The sequence below is a fragment of the Actinomadura oligospora ATCC 43269 genome, from assembly GCF_000518265.1.
Lineage (GTDB): Bacteria > Actinomycetota > Actinomycetes > Streptosporangiales > Streptosporangiaceae > Spirillospora > Spirillospora oligospora.
Genome location: NZ_JADG01000003.1, coordinates 276240 through 294688, shown reverse-complemented (window position 1 = coordinate 294688; position 18449 = coordinate 276240). Strand labels below are relative to the sequence as shown.

At 70.7% G+C, this 18449-nt stretch carries 17 protein-coding genes; 4 read left to right on the top strand and 13 right to left on the bottom strand.

Features of this window, described 5'->3' with window-relative positions; genetic code table 11:
• Window positions 1–9 precede the first annotated feature (9 nt).
• From P696_RS0101315 to P696_RS0101255, 13 genes are all read right to left on the bottom strand, one after another.
• Window positions 10–327: a non-heme iron oxygenase ferredoxin subunit gene (locus P696_RS0101315; RefSeq protein ID WP_026410924.1), complete on the bottom strand. Its 318-nt coding sequence runs from the start codon at window positions 325–327 to the stop codon at window positions 10–12.
• Window positions 324–1478: a Fe-S cluster assembly protein SufD gene (gene sufD / locus P696_RS0101310; RefSeq protein ID WP_026410923.1), complete on the bottom strand. Its 1155-nt coding sequence runs from the start codon at window positions 1476–1478 to the stop codon at window positions 324–326. Before sufD ends, P696_RS0101315 begins: the two co-directional genes overlap by 4 nt.
• Window positions 1478–2890, bottom strand: a complete 1413-nt coding sequence (gene sufB / locus P696_RS0101305; RefSeq protein WP_026410922.1) for a Fe-S cluster assembly protein SufB — start codon at window positions 2888–2890, stop codon at window positions 1478–1480. Before sufB ends, sufD begins: the two co-directional genes overlap by 1 nt.
• Window positions 2887–3612: a helix-turn-helix transcriptional regulator gene (locus P696_RS0101300; RefSeq protein WP_051466799.1), complete on the bottom strand. Its 726-nt coding sequence runs from the start codon at window positions 3610–3612 to the stop codon at window positions 2887–2889. The genes sufB and P696_RS0101300 overlap by 4 nt, the downstream gene beginning before the upstream one ends.
• A gap of 157 nt (window positions 3613–3769) precedes the next feature.
• Window positions 3770–5194 (bottom strand): APC family permease, encoded by a 1425-nt coding sequence (locus tag P696_RS42465; RefSeq protein ID WP_211245574.1) that lies wholly within the window; start codon window positions 5192–5194, stop codon window positions 3770–3772.
• A complete protein-coding gene (locus P696_RS0101290; protein WP_084336639.1) occupies window positions 5184–6170 on the bottom strand; it encodes a universal stress protein in 987 nt (328 codons plus the stop codon). The genes P696_RS42465 and P696_RS0101290 overlap by 11 nt, the downstream gene beginning before the upstream one ends.
• Window positions 6167–7606, bottom strand: coding sequence for an amino acid permease (locus tag P696_RS42460; RefSeq protein WP_084336637.1), 1440 nt, complete (start codon window positions 7604–7606; stop codon window positions 6167–6169). The genes P696_RS0101290 and P696_RS42460 overlap by 4 nt, the downstream gene beginning before the upstream one ends.
• Window positions 7607–7747: 141 nt before the next feature.
• A complete protein-coding gene (arcC, locus tag P696_RS0101280; protein WP_026410919.1) occupies window positions 7748–8683 on the bottom strand; it encodes a carbamate kinase in 936 nt (311 codons plus the stop codon).
• 69 nt (window positions 8684–8752) lie between these two features.
• Window positions 8753–9757 carry an ornithine carbamoyltransferase gene (argF, locus tag P696_RS0101275; RefSeq protein WP_026410918.1) on the bottom strand — a complete coding sequence of 335 codons (1005 nt, stop codon included), beginning with the start codon at window positions 9755–9757 and terminating at the stop codon, window positions 8753–8755.
• 130 nt (window positions 9758–9887) lie between these two features.
• Window positions 9888–11129, bottom strand: coding sequence for an arginine deiminase (locus P696_RS0101270; RefSeq protein WP_026410917.1), 1242 nt, complete (start codon window positions 11127–11129; stop codon window positions 9888–9890).
• A 105-nt stretch (window positions 11130–11234) separates the two neighbouring features.
• Window positions 11235–12704 (bottom strand): amino acid permease, encoded by a 1470-nt coding sequence (locus P696_RS42455; RefSeq protein WP_051466545.1) that lies wholly within the window; start codon window positions 12702–12704, stop codon window positions 11235–11237.
• Window positions 12705–13155: 451 nt separating this feature from the next.
• On the bottom strand, window positions 13156–13467 hold the full coding sequence (locus P696_RS0101260) for a DUF3040 domain-containing protein (protein WP_026410916.1): 312 nt from the start codon (window positions 13465–13467) through the stop codon (window positions 13156–13158).
• Window positions 13468–13583: 116 nt separating this feature from the next.
• Window positions 13584–14492, bottom strand: coding sequence for a F0F1 ATP synthase subunit gamma (locus P696_RS0101255; RefSeq protein WP_026410915.1), 909 nt, complete (start codon window positions 14490–14492; stop codon window positions 13584–13586).
• Between the two features lie 247 nt (window positions 14493–14739).
• Between P696_RS0101255 and P696_RS0101250 the strand changes: the two genes are divergently transcribed.
• The 4 genes from P696_RS0101250 (at window position 14740) to prcB (ending at window position 18369) form a co-directional block, all read left to right on the top strand.
• Window positions 14740–15684, top strand: a complete 945-nt coding sequence (locus P696_RS0101250) for an ABC transporter ATP-binding protein (RefSeq protein WP_051466543.1) — start codon at window positions 14740–14742, stop codon at window positions 15682–15684.
• Between the two features lie 86 nt (window positions 15685–15770).
• Window positions 15771–16487: an ABC transporter permease gene (locus P696_RS0101245; protein ID WP_051466794.1), complete on the top strand. Its 717-nt coding sequence runs from the start codon at window positions 15771–15773 to the stop codon at window positions 16485–16487.
• Between the two features lie 4 nt (window positions 16488–16491).
• Window positions 16492–17427 carry an EamA family transporter gene (locus tag P696_RS42450; RefSeq protein ID WP_034482690.1) on the top strand — a complete coding sequence of 312 codons (936 nt, stop codon included), beginning with the start codon at window positions 16492–16494 and terminating at the stop codon, window positions 17425–17427.
• A 102-nt stretch (window positions 17428–17529) separates the two neighbouring features.
• Window positions 17530–18369, top strand: a complete 840-nt coding sequence (prcB, locus tag P696_RS0101235; protein WP_051466542.1) for a proteasome subunit beta — start codon at window positions 17530–17532, stop codon at window positions 18367–18369.
• The last annotated feature ends 80 nt before the right edge of the window (window positions 18370–18449 follow it).

Genomic DNA, 18449 nt, shown 5'->3' with positions numbered 1-18449 from the left:
CTGTGTTTCCTAGTCCTCGGAGTCGAGCGAGACGTAGACGTCGCCGTCCTCGACCTTGACCTTGTAGGTGGCGACGGGCTGCGTCGCGGGCGGGTTGGTGGGCTTGCCGCTCCGGAGGTCGAAGCAGGACCCGTGCAGCCAGCACTCGATCGTGCCGTTGTAGACCTCGCCCTCGGAGAGCGAGACCTCCGCGTGCGAGCAGATGTCGCTGACCGCGAACACCTCATCGCCGCTGCGCACCACCGCGACCGGGGTGTCGTCCACCTCGACGGCGAGCGCGCCGTCCGCCGGGATCTCGGCCAGCGGGCAGACCTTCACGAAGCTCATCGGGCCGGCTCCGTCTCCGGCGCCGGGGCCCGGTCGAGCTCGGCCTCGATCGCCGCGGCGACCTTCTCCCGCACCTCCTCGACCTGGATCCGGTCGACGAGCTGGCCGAGGAAGCCCCGCACCACCATGCGGCGGGCCTGGTCGAACGGGATGCCGCGCGCCTGAAGGTAGAACAGGTGCTCGTCGTCCAGCCTTCCCGACGCCGACGCGTGCCCCGCCCCGGCGACCTCGCCGGTCAGGATCTCCAGGTTCGGCACCGAGTCGACCCGCGTCCCGTCGGTGAGGACGAGGTTGCGGTTCAGCTCGTAGGTGTCGGTGCCCTCGGCCTCGGCCCGGATGATCACGTCGCCGATCCAGACCGCGTGGGCGTCCTGGTCCTGCAGCGCGCCGCGGTAGTCCACGCGGCTGCGGCAGGTCGCGACGGCGTGGTCGACCAGCAGCCGGTGCTCCAGGTGCTGGCCGCCGTCGGCGAAGTACACGCCGTACAGCTCGGCGTCGCCGCCGCGCTCGGCGTACTCCACCGACGGGGAGATCCGCACCAGGTCGCCGCCCAGGCTGATGTTGTGCGAGGTGAAGCGGGCGTCCCGGCCCAGCTTCGCGTGCTGCCGGCCGACGTGGACGGCGTCGTCCGCCCAGTCCTGCAGGCTGATCACCGACAGCGAGGCGCTGTCGCCGACCACGAACTCCACGTTCTCGGCGTAGAGCGCCGAGCCGCGGTGGCTCAGCACGACCGTCGCCTTGGCGAACGGCTCCACGATCACCGTGGTGTGCCCGTACGCCGCGCCGGACGCGTCCTCGCCGTGCCGCCGGATGACGACCGGGGCGGACGCCTCGACCTCCTGCGGCACGGTCACGACGGTGGCCTCGGTGAACGAGGTCCACGCCTGCGCGCTGACGCGGTCGGACGGCACGAACGCCTTGCCGAGGCGCTCGTCGTCCCGGCCGACGGTCTCGACCTTGATCTCGGCCGGAGTCTCGATCTCCGAGATGACCTTGCCGGACGCGTCGGCCGTGCCGTTGTGCAGGCCCTTCAGGCGGCGCAGCGGGGTGAACCGCCACTCCTCCTCACGCCCGGTCGGGACCTCGAAGTCGGCGACCTCGTAGGACGCCTTCTCGTGCAAGGTCGAGAGAGGCCTGGTGTCGAGCCCCATCAGCCGACGGCTCCTTCCATCTGAAGCTCGATGAGCCGGTTCAGCTCGAGCGCGTACTCCATCGGCAGCTCGCGCGCGATGGGCTCGACGAACCCGCGCACGATCATCGCCATCGCCTCGTCCTCGGTGAGGCCGCGGCTCATCAGGTAGAACAGCTGGTCCTCCGACACCTTGGAGACGGTGGCCTCGTGGCCCATCTCCACGTCGTCCTCGCGGACGTCGACGTACGGGTAGGTGTCGGACCGGGAGATCTGGTCGACCAGCAGCGCGTCGCACTTGACCGTGGACTTGCTGTGCTCGGCGCCCTCCTGGATCTGCACCAGGCCGCGGTAGGACGTCCGGCCGCCGCCGCGCGCCACCGACTTCGACACGATCGTCGAGGAGGTGTTCGGCGCGGCGTGCACCATCTTGGCGCCCGCGTCCTGGTGCTGGCCCTCGCCCGCGAAGGCGATCGACAGGGTCTCGCCCTTGGCGTGCTCGCCCAGCAGGTAGACGGCCGGGTACTTCATGGTGACCTTGGAGCCGATGTTGCCGTCGATCCACTCCATGGTCGCGCCCTCGTAGGCGACGGCGCGCTTGGTGACCAGGTTGTAGACGTTGTTCGACCAGTTCTGGATGGTCGTGTAGCGGACGCGGGCGTCCTTCTTCACGACGATCTCGACGACGGCCGAGTGCAGCGAGTCCGACTTGTAGATCGGCGCGGTACAGCCCTCGACGTAGTGCACGTACGAGCCCTCGTCCGCGATGATCAGCGTCCGCTCGAACTGGCCCATGTTCTCGGTGTTGATCCGGAAGTAGGCCTGGAGCGGGATCTCGACGTGCACGCCCGGGGGGACGTAGATGAACGAGCCGCCGGACCAGACCGAGGTGTTCAGCGCGGCGAACTTGTTGTCGCCGACCGGGATCACCGAGCCGAAGTACTCCTGGAAGATCTCCGGGTGCTCCTTGAGACCGGTGTCGGTGTCGAGGAAGATGACACCCTTCTCCTCAAGATCGTCGCGGATCTTGTGGTAGACGACCTCCGACTCGTACTGCGCGGCGACGCCCGCGATGAGGCGCTGCTTCTCCGCCTCCGGGATGCCGAGCTTGTCGTAGGTGTTCTTGATGTCCTCGGGGAGCTCCTCCCAGGAAGCGGCCTGCTTCTCGGTGGAGCGGACGAAGTACTTGATGTTGTCGAAGTCGATCTCCGACAGGTCCGAGCCCCAGCCGGGCATCGGCTTCTTGTCGAACAGCCGCAACCCCTTCAGCCGGAGGTCGAGCATCCAGTCGGGCTCGCCCTTCTTCGCCGAGATGTCGCGGACGACGTCCTCGTTCAGGCCGCGGCGCGCCGAGGCCCCGGCGGTGTCGGGGTCGGCCCAACCGAACTTGTACCTGTCGAGCCCTTCCAGCTCGGGGTGGGCAGCCGTAGTCATAGGGAGGACCCTCCGGTCTCCTGGTCATCGGTGTTCTGAACGTCGGCTCCGGACGCCTCGCAGAGGGACCGGGAGCTGACGTGGGTGGTGCATATTCCGTCGCCGTGGGCGATGGTCGCCAGCCGCTGGACGGGGGTGCCCAGCAGGCGGCTGAACGCCTCGGTCTCGGCCTCGCACAGCTGCGGGAACTCCGCGGCGACGTGCGCGACCGGGCAGTGGTGCTGGCAGAGCTGCTCGCCGCCCCCCGGCTGGGGGGCCTTGGCCGCGGCGGCGGCGTAGCCGTCGCCGGACAGTGCCTCGGCCAGGCGGCGGACGCGCTGCTGCGGCGGCGCCCCCTGGACGACCGGGTGGTAGCGTCGCTCGAGGTCGGCGATCTGCCGCCGGGCGAACTCGGCCACCGCCCGCTCCCCCGCCGTCTCGGCGAGGAACCGCAGGGCGCTGGTGGCCAGGTCGTCGTAGGCGTGCACGAACGCGTTGCGGCCGGCGTCGGTGATGGCGAACCACTTGGCCGGGCGGCCGCGGCCGCGATGCGCCGGACGGCGGTCGCGGCGGACCTCGATCATGCCCTCGGCGAGCAGTGCGTCCAGGTGCCGGCGGATCGCGGCGGGCGTGAGCCCTATGCGCTCCCCCAGCGTGGACGCGGTGATCGGGCCGTGCTCGAGAATGAGCCGGGCCACGCGCGCGCGGGTGTCGCGCTCGCCGCTCGGCGGTGTCGACGGCACGCCGACGGGCCGCGCGGGGGCGGCCTCGGCGCTGGTCGACGTCTCGCTCACGTTTTTCACAACATCAGTGTGCCGTAATTCCTTCCCACCCTTCAACCGTTCGCCGGTGCCGTCGCTCACGCAGGCAAGCCTTACCTAACTAACTTTTCCGGCCTTATTACCCAGCCTGGGAGTTCTCGGACGCGTCGCCCTTGAGCACCGCGGCCCGCGCGGCCCGCCAGCGCATGTACACATAGACCGGGATCGCCACGAACAGCAGCAGGACGCCCTGGTAGACGGCACTGTAGCCCGCCCCGGCCACGAGCCAGATGGTGAACCCCACGGCGATCGCGCTGACCAACACGTCCCGGGCGAAGCGGACCGCGGCCTCCGGACGTCCGGCCGGGCCGTGGTCGGTGAGCAGCCAGAGCAGGTGCGCGGCGGCCGAGAACACGTAGGGGACGGCGGCGGTGAAGGTCGTCAGCAGCGCCAGCGCGGTGAACGCCGCCTGGAGCCCGCCGGTGTAGTTCAGCAGGGTGATCAGGGAGGCGAGCGTCCCGGAGACGACCAGGCCGAACCATGGGACGCCGTGCCGGTTCCGGCGCAGGAACATCTGCGGGAACAGGGAGTCGCGGGCGGCGGCGTAGGGCATCCGGGCGCTGATCAGCGTCCAGCCGACGAGCGTCCCGGCGCCGGAGATCACGGCGGCGATGGCCATCGTGTCGTCCGCGCCGCTCCAACCGGGGATCATGGCCCTGGCGGCGTCCGCGTAGGGGGCCGTGGAGTGCTCGAGCGTTCCGTGCGGGACGAGTCCGAAGATCGAGATGGTGCCGGCGACGTAGACGACGGCGGACGCGACGGTCCCGATGACGGTGGCGCGCATGACGTTGCGGCGCGGGTCGTGGACCTCCTCCGCGGCGACGGTGGCCGACTCGACCCCGAGGAAGCTGAACATCAGGACGGCGGCGGCCGCCGAGAGCGAGCCGATCGCGCTGCCGTGCACGAGGAACGGCCCGAAGTTGTCCGTCTGGACGAAGAAGAGCCCGACGAAGGCGATGAGCACGAGCGGAACGAACTTCAGGATGGTCGTGATCAGCGCGATCGCGCCCGCGCCGCGCACCCCGACGAGGTTGGCGAGCACGGCCAGCCAGAGTGCCCCGATGGTGATCAGGAGGTTCCCTCCCTTGCCGTGCAGCGGGACGACCACGTTCACGTAGCCCACCCAGGCGACGACGAGCGCGCCGTTGCTGGCCCAGGCGGTGATCCAGTAGGACCAGGCGGTGAGGAATCCGGAGAGCTCGCCGAAGGCGTCGCGGGCGTAGACGTAGGGGCCGCCGGTGTGCGGGAGCCGCTGGGCGAGCCAGCCGAACACGACGGCGAGCAGCACCGAGCAGATCGAGACGACGACGAACGCGACGATGCCGATCGTCCCGTAACCGGCGATGGCGGCCGGGAGCTGGAAGACGCCGACGCCGACGACGTTGCCGATGACCAGCGCGGTCGCGGCGGGCAGCCCGAGCACCCGGCGGGGCCTGGGCTCGCCGGCGGCGGCGCCCGCCATCACCTCGGCGCCGCCGGATCCGATCCCGCCGCTACCGGCCATAGCCCCGGGGCAACACCAGGACGGGCACGCCCGAGGCGCGGACGATCTTGCCCGAGCTCTCCCCGACGAACACCTTGCGCAGGGGCCCCTCGTGGCTGGACATGGTGGCGAGCAGCTCCCCGGGAAGCATGTCGACGTTGTTCAAAGCCTTGTTTACGTGGGTGCCCTGGACGGCCTCGGTCTCGACGTCCTTGACGCCGCGTTCGGCGAGGGCCTCCCGGGCGTGGGCCAGGTCCTTCTCTGCCTGGTCGAACTGGCGCTGGACGACGTCGTCCGCGCCGAGGAACCGGGCGGGCAGGCCGGACGGGCGCAGCACGAGCGTGACCAGCCGGACGGGCACGCCGAACTCGACGGAGAAGGCGGTGAGCAGGTCCATCGTGGACTGGACGTCCCGGCGCCGGTTGTAGGCCAGGGTGAGCCGCTCGAACCGGTCCGGTGGACTCTCGGCGTAGCCGCGTGGGGCGAGCAGGACCGGGACGGGCGAGCCGTGCAGGAGCTGGTCGGCGGTGCTGCCGATGGCGATGCGGTCCCGGCGTCCGCGCGGCCCGGACCCGATGACGATCAGGGTCGCGCCGATCTCCTCGGCGACCTCGACCAGGCCGCGTCCGCTGCCCCGGTGGGCGTTCACGCGGTAGGTGACGCCGCGTTTGGGATGCTTCAGCCCGGCCAGCCGTTCGGCGGCCTGGGCGCACGCGGCGGCGGACTGCTCGCGCAGGTAGGCGAGCCATTCGGCGTCCACCGAGCCGGCGCCGCGGCTGGGCCAGGCGGGCGGGTGGACGTTGGCGACGACGAGCGGGGCTCCGACGGTGCGGGCGGCCAGCGACCCGAGGGCGAGGGCGTCGTCGCCGCGGTCATCAGGCGAGTAGCCGACCAGGACGCGGTGGCCGTCCCCGTTCCCGTTCTTGCCGTTCCTGCCGTTCCTGCCGTTCCTGCCGTTCCTGCCGGACGGTTTCGCTGCGGGCGTGGCGTCGCTCATGGCGCCCCCTTCTGGATCGGTGGCTGCCCTGGCCCCGCGGCCTGCCGCCCGAGCAGCGAGTGGCGGCGGCTGTAGGCGAAGTAGACGACCAGGCCGACGGCCATCCAGATCAGGAAGATCTGCTGGGTCACGTGGTCCAGGGTGAAGATCAGCCCGGCGCAGAACAGCACGCCGAGCACGGGGGTGACCGGGTAGAACGGGGTTCGGAAGCTGCGGGTCAGGTCGGGCCGGGAGCGGCGGAGCACGATCACGCCGATGTTGACCAGGCCGAACGCGAACAGGGTGCCGATGCTGGTGGCGTCGGCGAGGTGGCCGAGGGGGACGACGGCGGCGAGCAGGGCGATGAACGCCGACACGATGAGGGTGTTGGCGACCGGCACCCGGTGGCGCGGGCTGACCCGCTGGAACACCCTCGGCACCAGGCCGTCGCGGGACATCGCGAACAGGATGCGGGTCTGGCCGTACATCACCGACAGCACGACGCTGGCGATGGCGATGACGGCGCCGAGCGACAGGATGGCGGACGGCCACGACATGCCCGTGGCGCGTTCCAGGACCAGCGACAGCGACGCCTCGCTCTCGCCCTGCTTGAACTCCGTCCAGTTCATGGCGCCGACGGCGGCGAGGCCGACCGCGACGTAGACGACGGTGACGATCACCAGTGAGCCGATGATGGCGAGCGGCAGGTCGCGCCGGGGGTTCTTGGCCTCCTCACCGGCCGTGGACGCGGCGTCGAAGCCGATGTAGGAGAAGAACACCTTCGATCCGGCGGCCTGGATCCCGGCCCAGCCCATCGGCGCGAACGGCGTGAGGTTGCCGGTGTCGAAGGCGGTGAAGGCGACGACGCAGAAGAAGACCAGCACACCGATCTTCAGGAACACCATGATCGAGTTGACCGTGGCGGACTCCGACGCGCCCTGCAGGAGCAGCAGCATCGCCAGCACCACAACGACGATGGCGGGGATGTTGAGGTAACCGCCGGAGCCGGGCGGGTTGCTGATCGACTCGGGCAGCGTGAAGTCGAAGGTCTGCCTGAAGAAGTCGTTCAGGTACTGGCCCCAGCCGACCGCGACGGCCGACACCGACACGGCGTACTCCAGCAGCAGGCACCAGCCGCTGACCCAGGCGATCAGCTCGCCCATGGTCGCGTAGGTGTAGGAGTAGGACGATCCGGACACCGGGATCGTCCCGGCGAGCTCGGCGTAGGAGAGCGCGGAGAACAGCGCGGTGATCGCGGCGAGGACGAACGACAGCACGATCGCGGGCCCGACGAGCGGCACCGCCTCCCCGAGCACCACGAAGATGCCGGTGCCGAGGGTCGCACCCACGCTGAACATCGTGAGCTGGAGCAGGGACATCGAGCGTTTCAGCTCGCCCTGCCCGCCCTCCTGGACGATCTGGTCGACGGGCTTGGTCCGGAACAGGCTGTGCAGCATGGAGCCTGATGAAGCGGTGGCCACGGTGGTCGCTGCTTTCGTCGGGAGCCGTTGAGGCCGCTGAGCAGAGGTGCGACGGGAGGGTGCCCGATCCGCCCGCCCCGAACCGGTCACCCTGCGTCGCTGATCATATACTCCTGGTCACAGCGTGCTGGCGAGCGGCCACGTGGCGTTCGGCGTCACGATCGTGCCCGCGGCCCCGTCCAGGATCTCGATGCACTGGTCGAGCTTGCCGATGGCGGCCATGTCGCCGGTCTTCTCCACGAACCCGCAGACCGCGTCGATCTTGGGGCCCATCGACCCGGCCGGGAACTCCTCCGAGCGCAGCTCGAACGGCGTGGTGTGGCCGATCGGCTCGGCCTGTGGCGTGCCGTAGCCGCGCACCACGTTCGGCACGTCGGTAAGGATGAGGAAGGCGTCGGCCTCCAGCGTCTCGGCGAGCATCGCGGCGGTGAGGTCCTTGTCGATGACCGCCTCGACGCCCTCCAGCTGCCCGACGTCGTTGCGGATGACCGGGATGCCGCCGCCCCCCGCGCAGACCACGACGGTGCCGGTGCGGACGGCCTGCCGGATCAGCCGGGTCTCGATCACCCGCTGCGGCTGCGGCGACGGGACGACCCGCCGCCAGTAGTCGCCGTCCGGCCGGACCGACCAGCCGTACTCCTTGGCGAACTTCTCCGCCTCCTCCCGTGTGTAGACCTGCCCGACGAACTTGGTCGGGTCCTCGAACGCGGGGTCCACCGCCGACACCAGGGTCTGGTTGACCAGTGACAGCACCTGGCGGCCGGGCAGCGCGTTCTGCAGCGCCTGCAGCATCCAGTAGCCGATCATGCCCTGGGTCTCGGCGCCGATGGTGTCCAGCGGGTAGGGCCGGCTCAGGTTCGGGTCGTTGATGCTCTCCAGCGCCAGGACGCCGACCTGCGGACCGTTGCCGTGCGTGATGATCAGCTCGTGCCGTTCGGCCAGCGGCGCGAGCGACCGCACCGCGGTCTGGACGTTGGCGCGCTGGATCTCCGCGTCGGGCTTGTCCCCGCGTTGCATCAGGGCGTTGCCCCCGAGTGCGACGACGACTCTCATGCTGTGTCCTCTGAATCGAAGGTCGAAGGGCGGAAGTCGTGGGCGGAAGTCGTGGGCGAAGGGAGCCGGTCAGCCGAGCGTCGCGACCATGACGGCCTTGATGGTGTGCAGGCGGTTCTCGGCCTCGTCGAAGACGATGGACGCCTCGGACTCGAACACCTCCTCGGTCACCTCCAGGGCGTCCAGGCCGGTCTTGCGGTAGATGTCCTCGCCGACCGTGGTCTCGCGGTTGTGGAACGCGGGCAGGCAGTGCATGAACCTCACGTTCGGGTTGCCGGTCGCCTTCATGATCTCGGCGTTGACCTGGTACGGCTTGAGCAGCTTGATGCGCTCGTCCCAGATCTCCTTGGGCTCGCCCATCGACACCCACACGTCGGTGACGACGTAGTCGACGCCGCGCACGGCCTCCCGCGCGTCCTCGGTGATGAGCAGCTTGCCGCCGGTGCGGGCGTTGATCTCCTGGGCGGGCTTGACGGCCATGTCCTGGTCGGGCCAGAGGGACCTGGGCGCGGCGATCCGGACGTCCATGCCGGACAGGGCGCCCGCGGCGATGTAGGAGTGCGCCATGTTGTTGCGGGCGTCGCCGAGGTAGGCGTAGGACAGCGAGTTGAGCGGACGGCCGTTGCCGTGCTCGAACATGGTGAGCTGGTCGGCGAGCATCTGGGTCGGGTGCCACTCGTCGGTCAGGCCGTTCCAGACCGGGACGCCGGAGTACTCGGCGAGTTCCTCCACCGTCTTCTGGCTGTCTCCCCGGTACTCGATGCCGTCGAACATGCGGCCCAGCACGCGGGCGGTGTCCTTGGCCGACTCCTTGTGGCCCATCTGCGAGCCGGACGGGGGGAGGTAGGTGACGTGCGCGCCCTGGTCGTAGGCGGCGACCTCGAACGCGCAGCGGGTGCGGGTGGAGGACTTCTCGAAGATCAGCGCGATGTTCTTGCGCCGCAGCCGGGGCTCCTCGGCGCCGCTGCGCTTGGCCACCTTGAGGTCGGCGGACAGGTCGAGCAGGTACTTCCACTCCTTCGGGGTGAAGTCCAGCTCCTTGAGGAAGCTGCGGCCGTACAGGTTGTAACCCATGGTGTCGGTATCTCCGTTCGGGCGAGATGCGGGCGGGCAGCGGGCGGGAGAGCCCGGCGGACGGGCGGTCCGGGTGGACGGGCGACCGGACCCTGGCGGGCCCGGCCCTCGCGTCCGGCGGCCGGACCGGTCAGGCGTCGCGCTCCAGCGGGCAGCTCATGCAGCGGGGGCCGCCGCGGCCCCGGCCGAGCTCGCTGCCCCGGATGGTGATGACCTCGATGCCGTTCTTGGCGAGGTAGTTGTTGGTGGTGGTGTTGCGCTCGTAGGCGACGACGACGCCCGGCTCGACCGCCAGGACGTTGGAGCCGTCGTCCCACTGCTCGCGCTCGGCGGCGAACACGTCCTGGTGGGCGGTGAGCACCTTGATGTCGTCCAGGTCCAGGGCGTGGGCGATGGCCTTGTGCATGTCGTCGGCCTTGTGGTCGGTGACCTTGAGCTCCTTCTCGGTGTCACCGGGCTCGACGGTGAAGGACGGCAGCAGGCCCATTCCCGCGTACTTGGTGAAGACGCCGTGGTCCACCATCGTCATGACCGTGTCCAGGTGCATGAAGGCGCGCTTCTGCGGCATCTGCAGGGCGACGATCTTCTTGGCCGAGCCCTGCGCGAACAGCGACTTGGCGAGCATCTCGACGGCCTGCGGCTGGGTGCGCTCGCTCATCCCGATCAGCACCGAGTCCTTGCCGATGACCAGGACGTCGCCGCCCTCGATCGTGGTGGGGGCCATCGGGGTGCCCTCGTTCCAGACGTTGAACCCGCCCGCGTCCGGCTTGTTGTAGCCGCCGGCGAACAGCGGGTGCCACCTGTAGACGGCCTCCATGTTCACCGTCTCGCGCATCCGGGCCTTCTTCTTCATGGCGTTGATGGACACGCCGTCGTAGACCCAGCAGGAGGTGTCGCGGGTGAACAGGTGGTTCGGCAGCGGCGGGAGGATGAAGTCGTCCATCTGGATGGCGTGGAACGCGATCGACTTGATGTCGTCCATCCGCTCCAGCAGCTCCCGCTTGGTGATGCCGCCGATGAGGAACGAGCCGAGCTCGCGCAGGTCCATGGCGTCGAAGGCGTTGCGGATCCCGTCGGTGGCCAGGGGACCGAACCAGTGCGGGTCGATCACGTAGTCCAGGATGTGCTTCTTGGCCTCGGGGATCTCGATGGTCTCGCGCAGCAGGTCCAGCAGCAGGTGCACCTTGATGCCGCGGGAGCGCAGCACCTTCTGGAACTCCTCGTGCTCCTCCCCGGCCCGCTGCACCCAGAGGACGTCGTCGAACAGCAGGTCCGCGGCGTTGGACGGGGTCAGCCGCTTCAGCGAGAGCTCCGGGCGGTGCACCAGCACCTGGCGCAGCTTGCCGACCTCGGACTCGACGTGGAAGGACATGATGTTCAGCCTCCTTGCTGACTTGCTCGGTGGTGGAAGTTCAGATGTGCGGCGGCGGCGGTGGCGGCGTCCGGCCGGGGCGGGCCGGGCGGGACGCCGCAGGGCTCAGCCGCTGGAACCGGCGGCGGTCCCGGGCCCGCCGGACGGGCCGGAGGGGGCGGGCGGCGCGGTCGCGCCCTCGCTCCTGGGGCCGTACTCGCCGCGCCGGGCCTTGGTCCAGATGTAGACGACGACGCCGATCAGCATCGCGAGGGTGCCGAGCATGACGGCCTGCTCGCCGGAGCTGTAGACGATGGCGAAGGAGAAGACCAGCGCGACGACCCCCACGGTCATGTCCTTGGCCATCCGCGCCTTGTTGACCTCCCGTCCCCCGGTGACCAGCCAGAACAGCTGGGCCGCGGCGGAGAAGAAGTAGGGGATCGCGGTGGTGAAGGACGCGAACAGCAGGATCGTGTTGAAGGTGTTCTCGGACGCGTAGGCGAACAGCAGCATCAGGGTGGTCAGGCCCGTCCCGACGAGGATGCCGACGACCGGGGCCTCGCGCTTGGACAGCCGGGCGAAGGACCTGGGGAACATGCCGTCGCGGGCGGCGGCCATGGGCATCTCGGCGACCAGCATCGTCCAGCCGTTCAGGGCGCCGATGCCGGAGATGATCGCGCAGACCGCCATCACGTTGCCCCACATGGCGCCGCCGAACATGTTGTTCAGGGAGTCGGCGAACGGGGCGGTGGAGTTCATCAGCTGGTCGTGCGGGACGGTCCCGAAGACGGCGAAGGTCGCCAGCAGGTACATCGCGCCGCAGGCCAGGACGCCGTAGACGCTGGCCCGGCCGACGTTGCGCTCGGGGTCCTTGATCCGCTCGGCGACGATGGTCACCGACTCCATCCCGGAGTAGATGAACAGGATCAGGCCGAGGGACAGCGTGATCGCGCTCCACATCGAGCCGCCGCCGGCGTTGAACGGGCCGAAGTTGGCGGACGTGACGAAGAACAGCCCGATGATGCCGACGAAGATCAGCGGGACGAACTTCAGCACCGTGGTGACGCTCTGGAACAGCCCGATGTTCTTCACGCCGGTCAGGTTGATCAGCGCCGGGATCCAGATGCCGACCAGGCCGATGACGATCTGCCCGGCGGTGTTGTCCCAGTGCAGGAAGTGGTTGACGTAGCCGACCCAGGCGACCGCGATGCCCGCGTTGCCGCCCCAGGCGGTGATCCAGAACGACCAGGCGCTCCAGAACCCCATGAACTCGCCGAAGGCGTTGCGCGCGTAGGCGTAGGGCCCGCCGGACGCCGGGATCCGCGCGCCGAGCTTGCCGAACACCAGGGCCAGCGCGATCGCGCCGACCGTGGTGGCGATCATGACCGGGAAGCTGATCGTCCCGATGGCTGCGAGTGAGGCGGGCAGCAGGAAGATGCCGGTTCCGACGATGTTGCCGACGACCAGGGCCGTGGACTGCGGGAGCCCGAGTTTCCCCGCCTCTCCGAGGACCTTGCCCGGCTGCGCCTCCCCGGCCCGGTCGAGTTCGCCCGCCTCCCCCGCCGATGGCCTCGACGGTGTCGCCCGATCGCTCATATCCCGCGCCCCCTCGACCGATCCGATTCACCCCCGGCCGCACCAAACGATCATGCGACATGCGGGGAATTACCCCTGGGCGGGTTCACGAAAACTCGTGAACGATCAAGACGTTAGTACGCCCGAAATGCGAGTGGCTTGGAGGGGTTTTCACATTTACCGCGCAGGGCGCTTCGCATGACCTTCCCTTGGCCCGCACGACCTCTGAGCGCCTGGCCACACAGGCCGTCCGAGGTGTTCCGAGGCCCAGCGTCGACAGATCGGGGACGCTTCTTTGACCGCCCTTTGCGACCCTGAGGACCCCGACGCATCACCCTTCGAGAAGTGTTGGCGGCACGTGGTGACCGGCACCACTTGAAACTCGCATATTCACATGAGAAATAAGATCGCCCCGGCCGATTTCACATCGGCCGGGGCGATCCCGGAAAGGTTCGGAGAAGGTGTCGAGTGGTCAGCCCCGACAGTTCCCGGCGAGCGCCTGGGCGGGGTGCCCGGCACAGGCCGCGGGCCCGGTCCCGGTCCCGGCGTCCGCGCCGCCCGAGGCGCCCGCGCCCGAGGTCATGACCGAGACCACCAGGAACCCGGCGACCAGTATGGCTCCGACGAGCGCGACCGGGACGAGCGTCCAGCCCGACGGAAGGCCGAGGACGCTGGTCTCGTAGCCGCCGAACGCCGAGAGGCGGCGGCCGAACTCGGGGTCGTCGGCGGCCACGCGCCGCGCGATCTCCGCCAGCGTCCTGTGCTCACCCGCGCTCAGCGCCATCCTGCTTCCGTCCCCCGGTCGGCGATCCTCCTGATTGAGGGACGGTTTTAGTCTGTTTTGAGCTTTATGTCCAGTTTTAGGGAAGGTTTTACCCTCGCCTCGGGGCCTCGGGCGGCTCAGTCGCTCCGGCCGGCCCCGAGCGCGTTCGCACCCGCGACGATCTCGGTGATCTCCATCGTGATCTCCTCCTGGCGGGCCTCGTTGGCCTGCCGGGTGAGCCTCTCGATCAACTCGATGGCGTTGTCGGTGGCCGACATCATCGCGGCCCGGCGGGCGGCGTGCTCGGCGGCGGCCGACTCCAGCCGCATGTGCCAGAGGCGGCCGTGGACGTACTGCCGGAGCAGCCCGTCCAGCAGCAGGAGCGGATCCGGCTCGAACTCGTAGGCCGACTCCGCCCGCGCCTCGGCCTCCCCCTCCTCCACCTCCTCGATCTCCAGGGGCAGGACCCGCCGGACGGCCACCCGCTGCGACAGCATCGACACGAACTCGGTGTAGACGACGTGCACCCCGCCGACGCCGCCCTCCCTGGTCGGAAGGTCGAACGCCTCCAGCAGCGTCTGCCCGATCTCGGCGGTGGTCGCGTAGTCGGGCCGCCCGGAGTCGCCGTGCCAGGAGCGCTCGACCGGCACGCCCTTGAACCGGAAGTGGTCGATCCCCCGCTGCCCGCACACGTACAGGACGGGCTCGGCGTCCTGCTCGCGCAGCCGCGCCATCAGCGCCTCGCCCTGCTTGATCGCGTTGTTGTTGAACGCGCCGCAGAACCCGCGGTCGCTGGTCACCACCAGCAGCGCGACCCGCGAGGTGTCGGGGGCCTCGTTCAGCAGCGCGTGGTCCATGTGGACGTGGTGGCCGATCAGCGCCTCGACGGCCCGCGTCACCTGCCGCGCGTACGGCATGGCCTGGAACAGCCGCAGCTGCGCCTGCGAGATCCGCGCGGCGGCGATCAGTTCCTGGGCCCGGGTGATCTTCGCCGTGGACTTCACCGAGCGGATGCGGTTGCGCAGTTGACGCAGCTGAGCGGCCATGACCGTCACGCTGCCACCGGCCCCGGCCTCCCCCGCGCCGACGGACCGTCCCATCACCGAAGCTTTGTCGGGACTTTCACCGACCTGCGTCCCCGTCGCGCGGGCCGCCCGCAGGGGCGTCCGCAGGGGCGTCCGCGGCCGTGGGCGGGCTCCGGAGAGCCGCCGGAACGCGGACGTGGCGACCGTCACGGCGCGGCACGGGCATCCCGGGCCGGAACGTGGAAGGGCCGGTCATAAACTCGGGGGCATGGCACCCCCCGGAGACGACACCACCACATCCGGCAGCGCGGTCCGGATCGACGGGCTGGTCAAGCGGTACGGCGCGAAGACCGCGGTGGACGGGTCGTCCTTCGGGGCCGCGCGCGGCGAGATCACCGCGCTGCTCGGCCCGAACGGCGCGGGCAAGACCACCACGATCGAGATCTGCGAGGGCTTCCGGCGCGCCGACTCCGGCACCGTCCGCGTCCTCGGCCTCGACCCCGTCGCCGACGCCAGGGCGCTCAAGCCGCGCGTCGGCGTGATGCCGCAGTCCGGCGGCGTCCCCGGCACCGCGAAGGCCGGCGAGTTCCTCAAGCTCGTCGCCGCGTTCCACGCGAACCCCCTCGACCCGGAAGCGCTTCTGGAACGGCTCGGCCTCACCGGCCACGCCCGCACCCCGTACCGGCGGCTGTCCGGCGGGCAGCAGCAGCGCCTCTCGCTGGCCCTCGCCATCGTCGGACGCCCCGAGCTGGTCTTCCTGGACGAGCCGACCACCGGGCTCGACCCGCAGGCCCGGCACGCCACCTGGGACCTGGTCGCGGGGCTCCGCGACGCCGGGGTGTCGGTGGTGCTGACCACGCACTACATGGAGGAGGCCGAGCGGCTCGCCGACCACGTGGTGATCGTCGACCACGGCCGGGTCGTCGCGCAGGGCTCCCCCGCCGAGCTGACCGGCGCCGAGCGGCAGCTGCGCTTCCGCGCCCGTCCCGGCCTCGGCCTGGACGAGCTGCTGGCGGCGCTCCCGGTGGGCAGCGCCGCCAAGGAGTCGCCCTCCGGGCACTACCTCGTCGAGGGCGAGGTCGGCCCCGAGCTGCTGGCCACCGTGACGGCCTGGTGCGCCTCGCACGGCGTCCTCGCCGAGGACCTGCGGATCGAGCGCCGCACCCTCGAGGACGTCTTCCTTGAGCTGACCGGACGGGAGCTGCGCTCGTGACCACCTCCGCCGAGACCACCACCGAGGCCACCGCCGCCGGACGGCTCGACCTGACGCCCGCCCCGGGCGCCGTCGCGCTGCCCCGGATGATCGCCGCGCAGACCGGCTACGAGCTGCGCGCGCTGCTGCGCAACGGCGAGCAGCTGCTGCTCACGCTGATCATCCCGGTCGTCCTGCTGACGCTGTTCTCCGCCACGTCCCTGCTCGACCTCGGGCCGGGCGACCGGGTCGACTTCCTCGCACCCGGCGTCCTGGCCCTCGCGGTCATGTCGACCGCGTTCACCGGCCAGGCCATCGGCACCGGCTTCGAACGCCGCTACGGCGTGCTCAAGCGGCTCGGCGCGACGCCGCTGCCCCGGGCCGGGCTGATCGCCGCCAAGACCCTCACGGTCGTCCTCGTGGAGATCCTGCAGGCCGTCGTGATCGGCGCGGTCGCGCTGGCGCTCGGCTGGCACCCGCACGGCGACCCGTTCTCCGTGGTCGTCCTGCTGCTGCTCGGCACCGCCGCGTTCAGCGGGTTCGGGCTGCTCATGGCCGGGACGCTGCGCGCCGAGGCGACCCTCGCCGCCGCGAACCTGGTCTACATCCTGCTGCTCGCGGTCGGCGGGGTGGTGTTCCCGCTGACCAAGTTCCCCAACGGGGTGCGCGCCGCGCTGGAGCTGCTGCCGATCTCCGCGCTCGCGGGCGGGCTGCGGCAGGTCCTGCAGCACGGCGCGACGCTGCCCGGCAAGCCCCTGATCGTCCTCGCGGTGTGGGCCGTCGCCGGTCTCGCCCTCGCCGCCCGTTTCTTCCGCTGGGAGTAGTCCGTTGGCCCTCGCCGAAGCCCCCGGTTCGGCCCTTCCGGCGGGTGGCGCGAGCCGCGCCGCCCGCTTCTCGCTCGGCGCCGTCCCGCCGCCCGCGCTGATCCTGCTCGGCATCCTGTCGCTGCAGGTCGGGGCGGGCATCGCCAAGCACCTGTTCGGGCAGCTGCCGCCCGCCGCGCTGGTCCTGCTGCGGCTGGTCACCTCCGCGGTCGTCCTGGCGTTCGTGGCGCGCAGGGCGCTGCGGACGATCCTGCGCGACCACTCGCGGCGCAACCTGGCGGTCGCGGCGGGCTTCGGCCTGACGCTCGGCCTGATGAACTTCGCGATCTACCAGTCGTTCTCCCGGATCCCGCTGGGCGTCGCGGTCACGATCGAGTTCCTCGGGCCGCTGGCGGTCGCGGTGTTCGCGTCCCGGCGTCCGCGCGACCTGCTGTGGACGGCCCTGGCCGCCGGCGGCGTGCTGCTCCTGGCACGCGGCAGCGGCAGCGCCACCGACCTGGTCGGCATCGGCTTCGCGCTGCTCGCGGGCGTCGGCTGGGCCCTCTACATCCTCCTCAGCGCCGCCACCGGACGCCGTTTCTCCGGCTCCACCGGCCTCGCCCTGGCCAGCATCGTCGCGACCGCAGCGATGCTCCCGGTCGGCATCGCGACCGGCGGCGCGAAGCTCCTCGACCCGCGGCTGCTGCTGCTCGGCCTGGGCGTCGGCCTGATGTCGTCGGTGATCCCCTACTCGCTGGAGCTCGAGGCGCTGCGCCGCATGCCCGCGCGCGTGTTCGGCATCCTGATGAGCCTCGAACCGGCCGTCGCCGCCCTGGTCGGCGTCGTCCTCCTCGGCGAGGTCCTGTCCGGCCTCCAGTGGGTGGCGATCGTCTGCGTCATGGCCGCCTGCGCGGGCGCCACCCTCGGCGAGAAGCCCCCGCCCGAAACCCCCCAACCCTGACCCGGCGCCCGGCGAGGGCGTGATGTGGCGGGGCGCGCGGTAGCGTGCAAGGATCGATCTCGGGACGGACCCGGCGTCCCGACGAGAGCGAGAGGAGCCGCCGTGACCGGCCTGAACGACGAGCAGGGGTTGCCGCCCGAGTTCTTCGAGGCGGGACAGGCGTCGTTCGTGGACTTCCTGCGCCTGCACGCGCCCGAGCTGCTGCCGGTGAACCGGACGCCCGAGGCCGCGCGCCCGCTGGACCTGCCGCACGGCACCACGGTCCTCGCGCTCACCTTCCCCGGCGGGGTGCTGATGGCGGGCGACCGCCGTGCCACGCAGGGGCACCAGATCGCCTACCGGGAGCTGAACAAGGTCCAGCGCGGCGACGACCACTCGGTGGTCGCGTTCGCCGGGACGGTCGGCCTGGCGATGGACATGGTCCGGCTGTTCCAGGTGGAGCTGGAGCACTACGAGAAGATGGAGACCGTCCCGCTGTCGCTGCCGGGCAAGGCGCGGCGGCTCGGCGCGGTCGTCCAGGCGAACCTGGCGGCGGCGCTGCAGGGCCTCGCGGTCGTGCCGCTGCTCGCGGGCTGGGACCTCGACGACGGCGTCGGACGCATCTACTCCTACGACGTGACCGGCGCGCCGACCGAGGTGCGCCGCTACCACGCGGACGGCTCCGGCTCGCCGTACGCCTCGGGCGCGCTGAAGAAGCTGTACCGGGACGACCTGACCGAGGACGAGGCCGCCCTGGTCGCCGTCCAGGCGCTGTACGACGCCGCCGACGACGACTCGGCGACCGGCGGGCCCGACACGTCCCGGCGGATCTACCCCTCGCTGGCCGTGGTGACCGCGGACGGGTTCCGCGCCTACTCCGACGAGCGCGCCGGGGAGATCGCCGAGGCCGTCGTCCGAGGGCGCACCGAGCAGCCGGACGGCCCCGTCGCCCCGCTCCGCTGACCCTGTCGCGCCGCTCGGCTGATCCTGTCGCCCGATCGGGCGGGCGGATCGTGGCCCGCCCGGCCCGTGTTCTGTCGTAG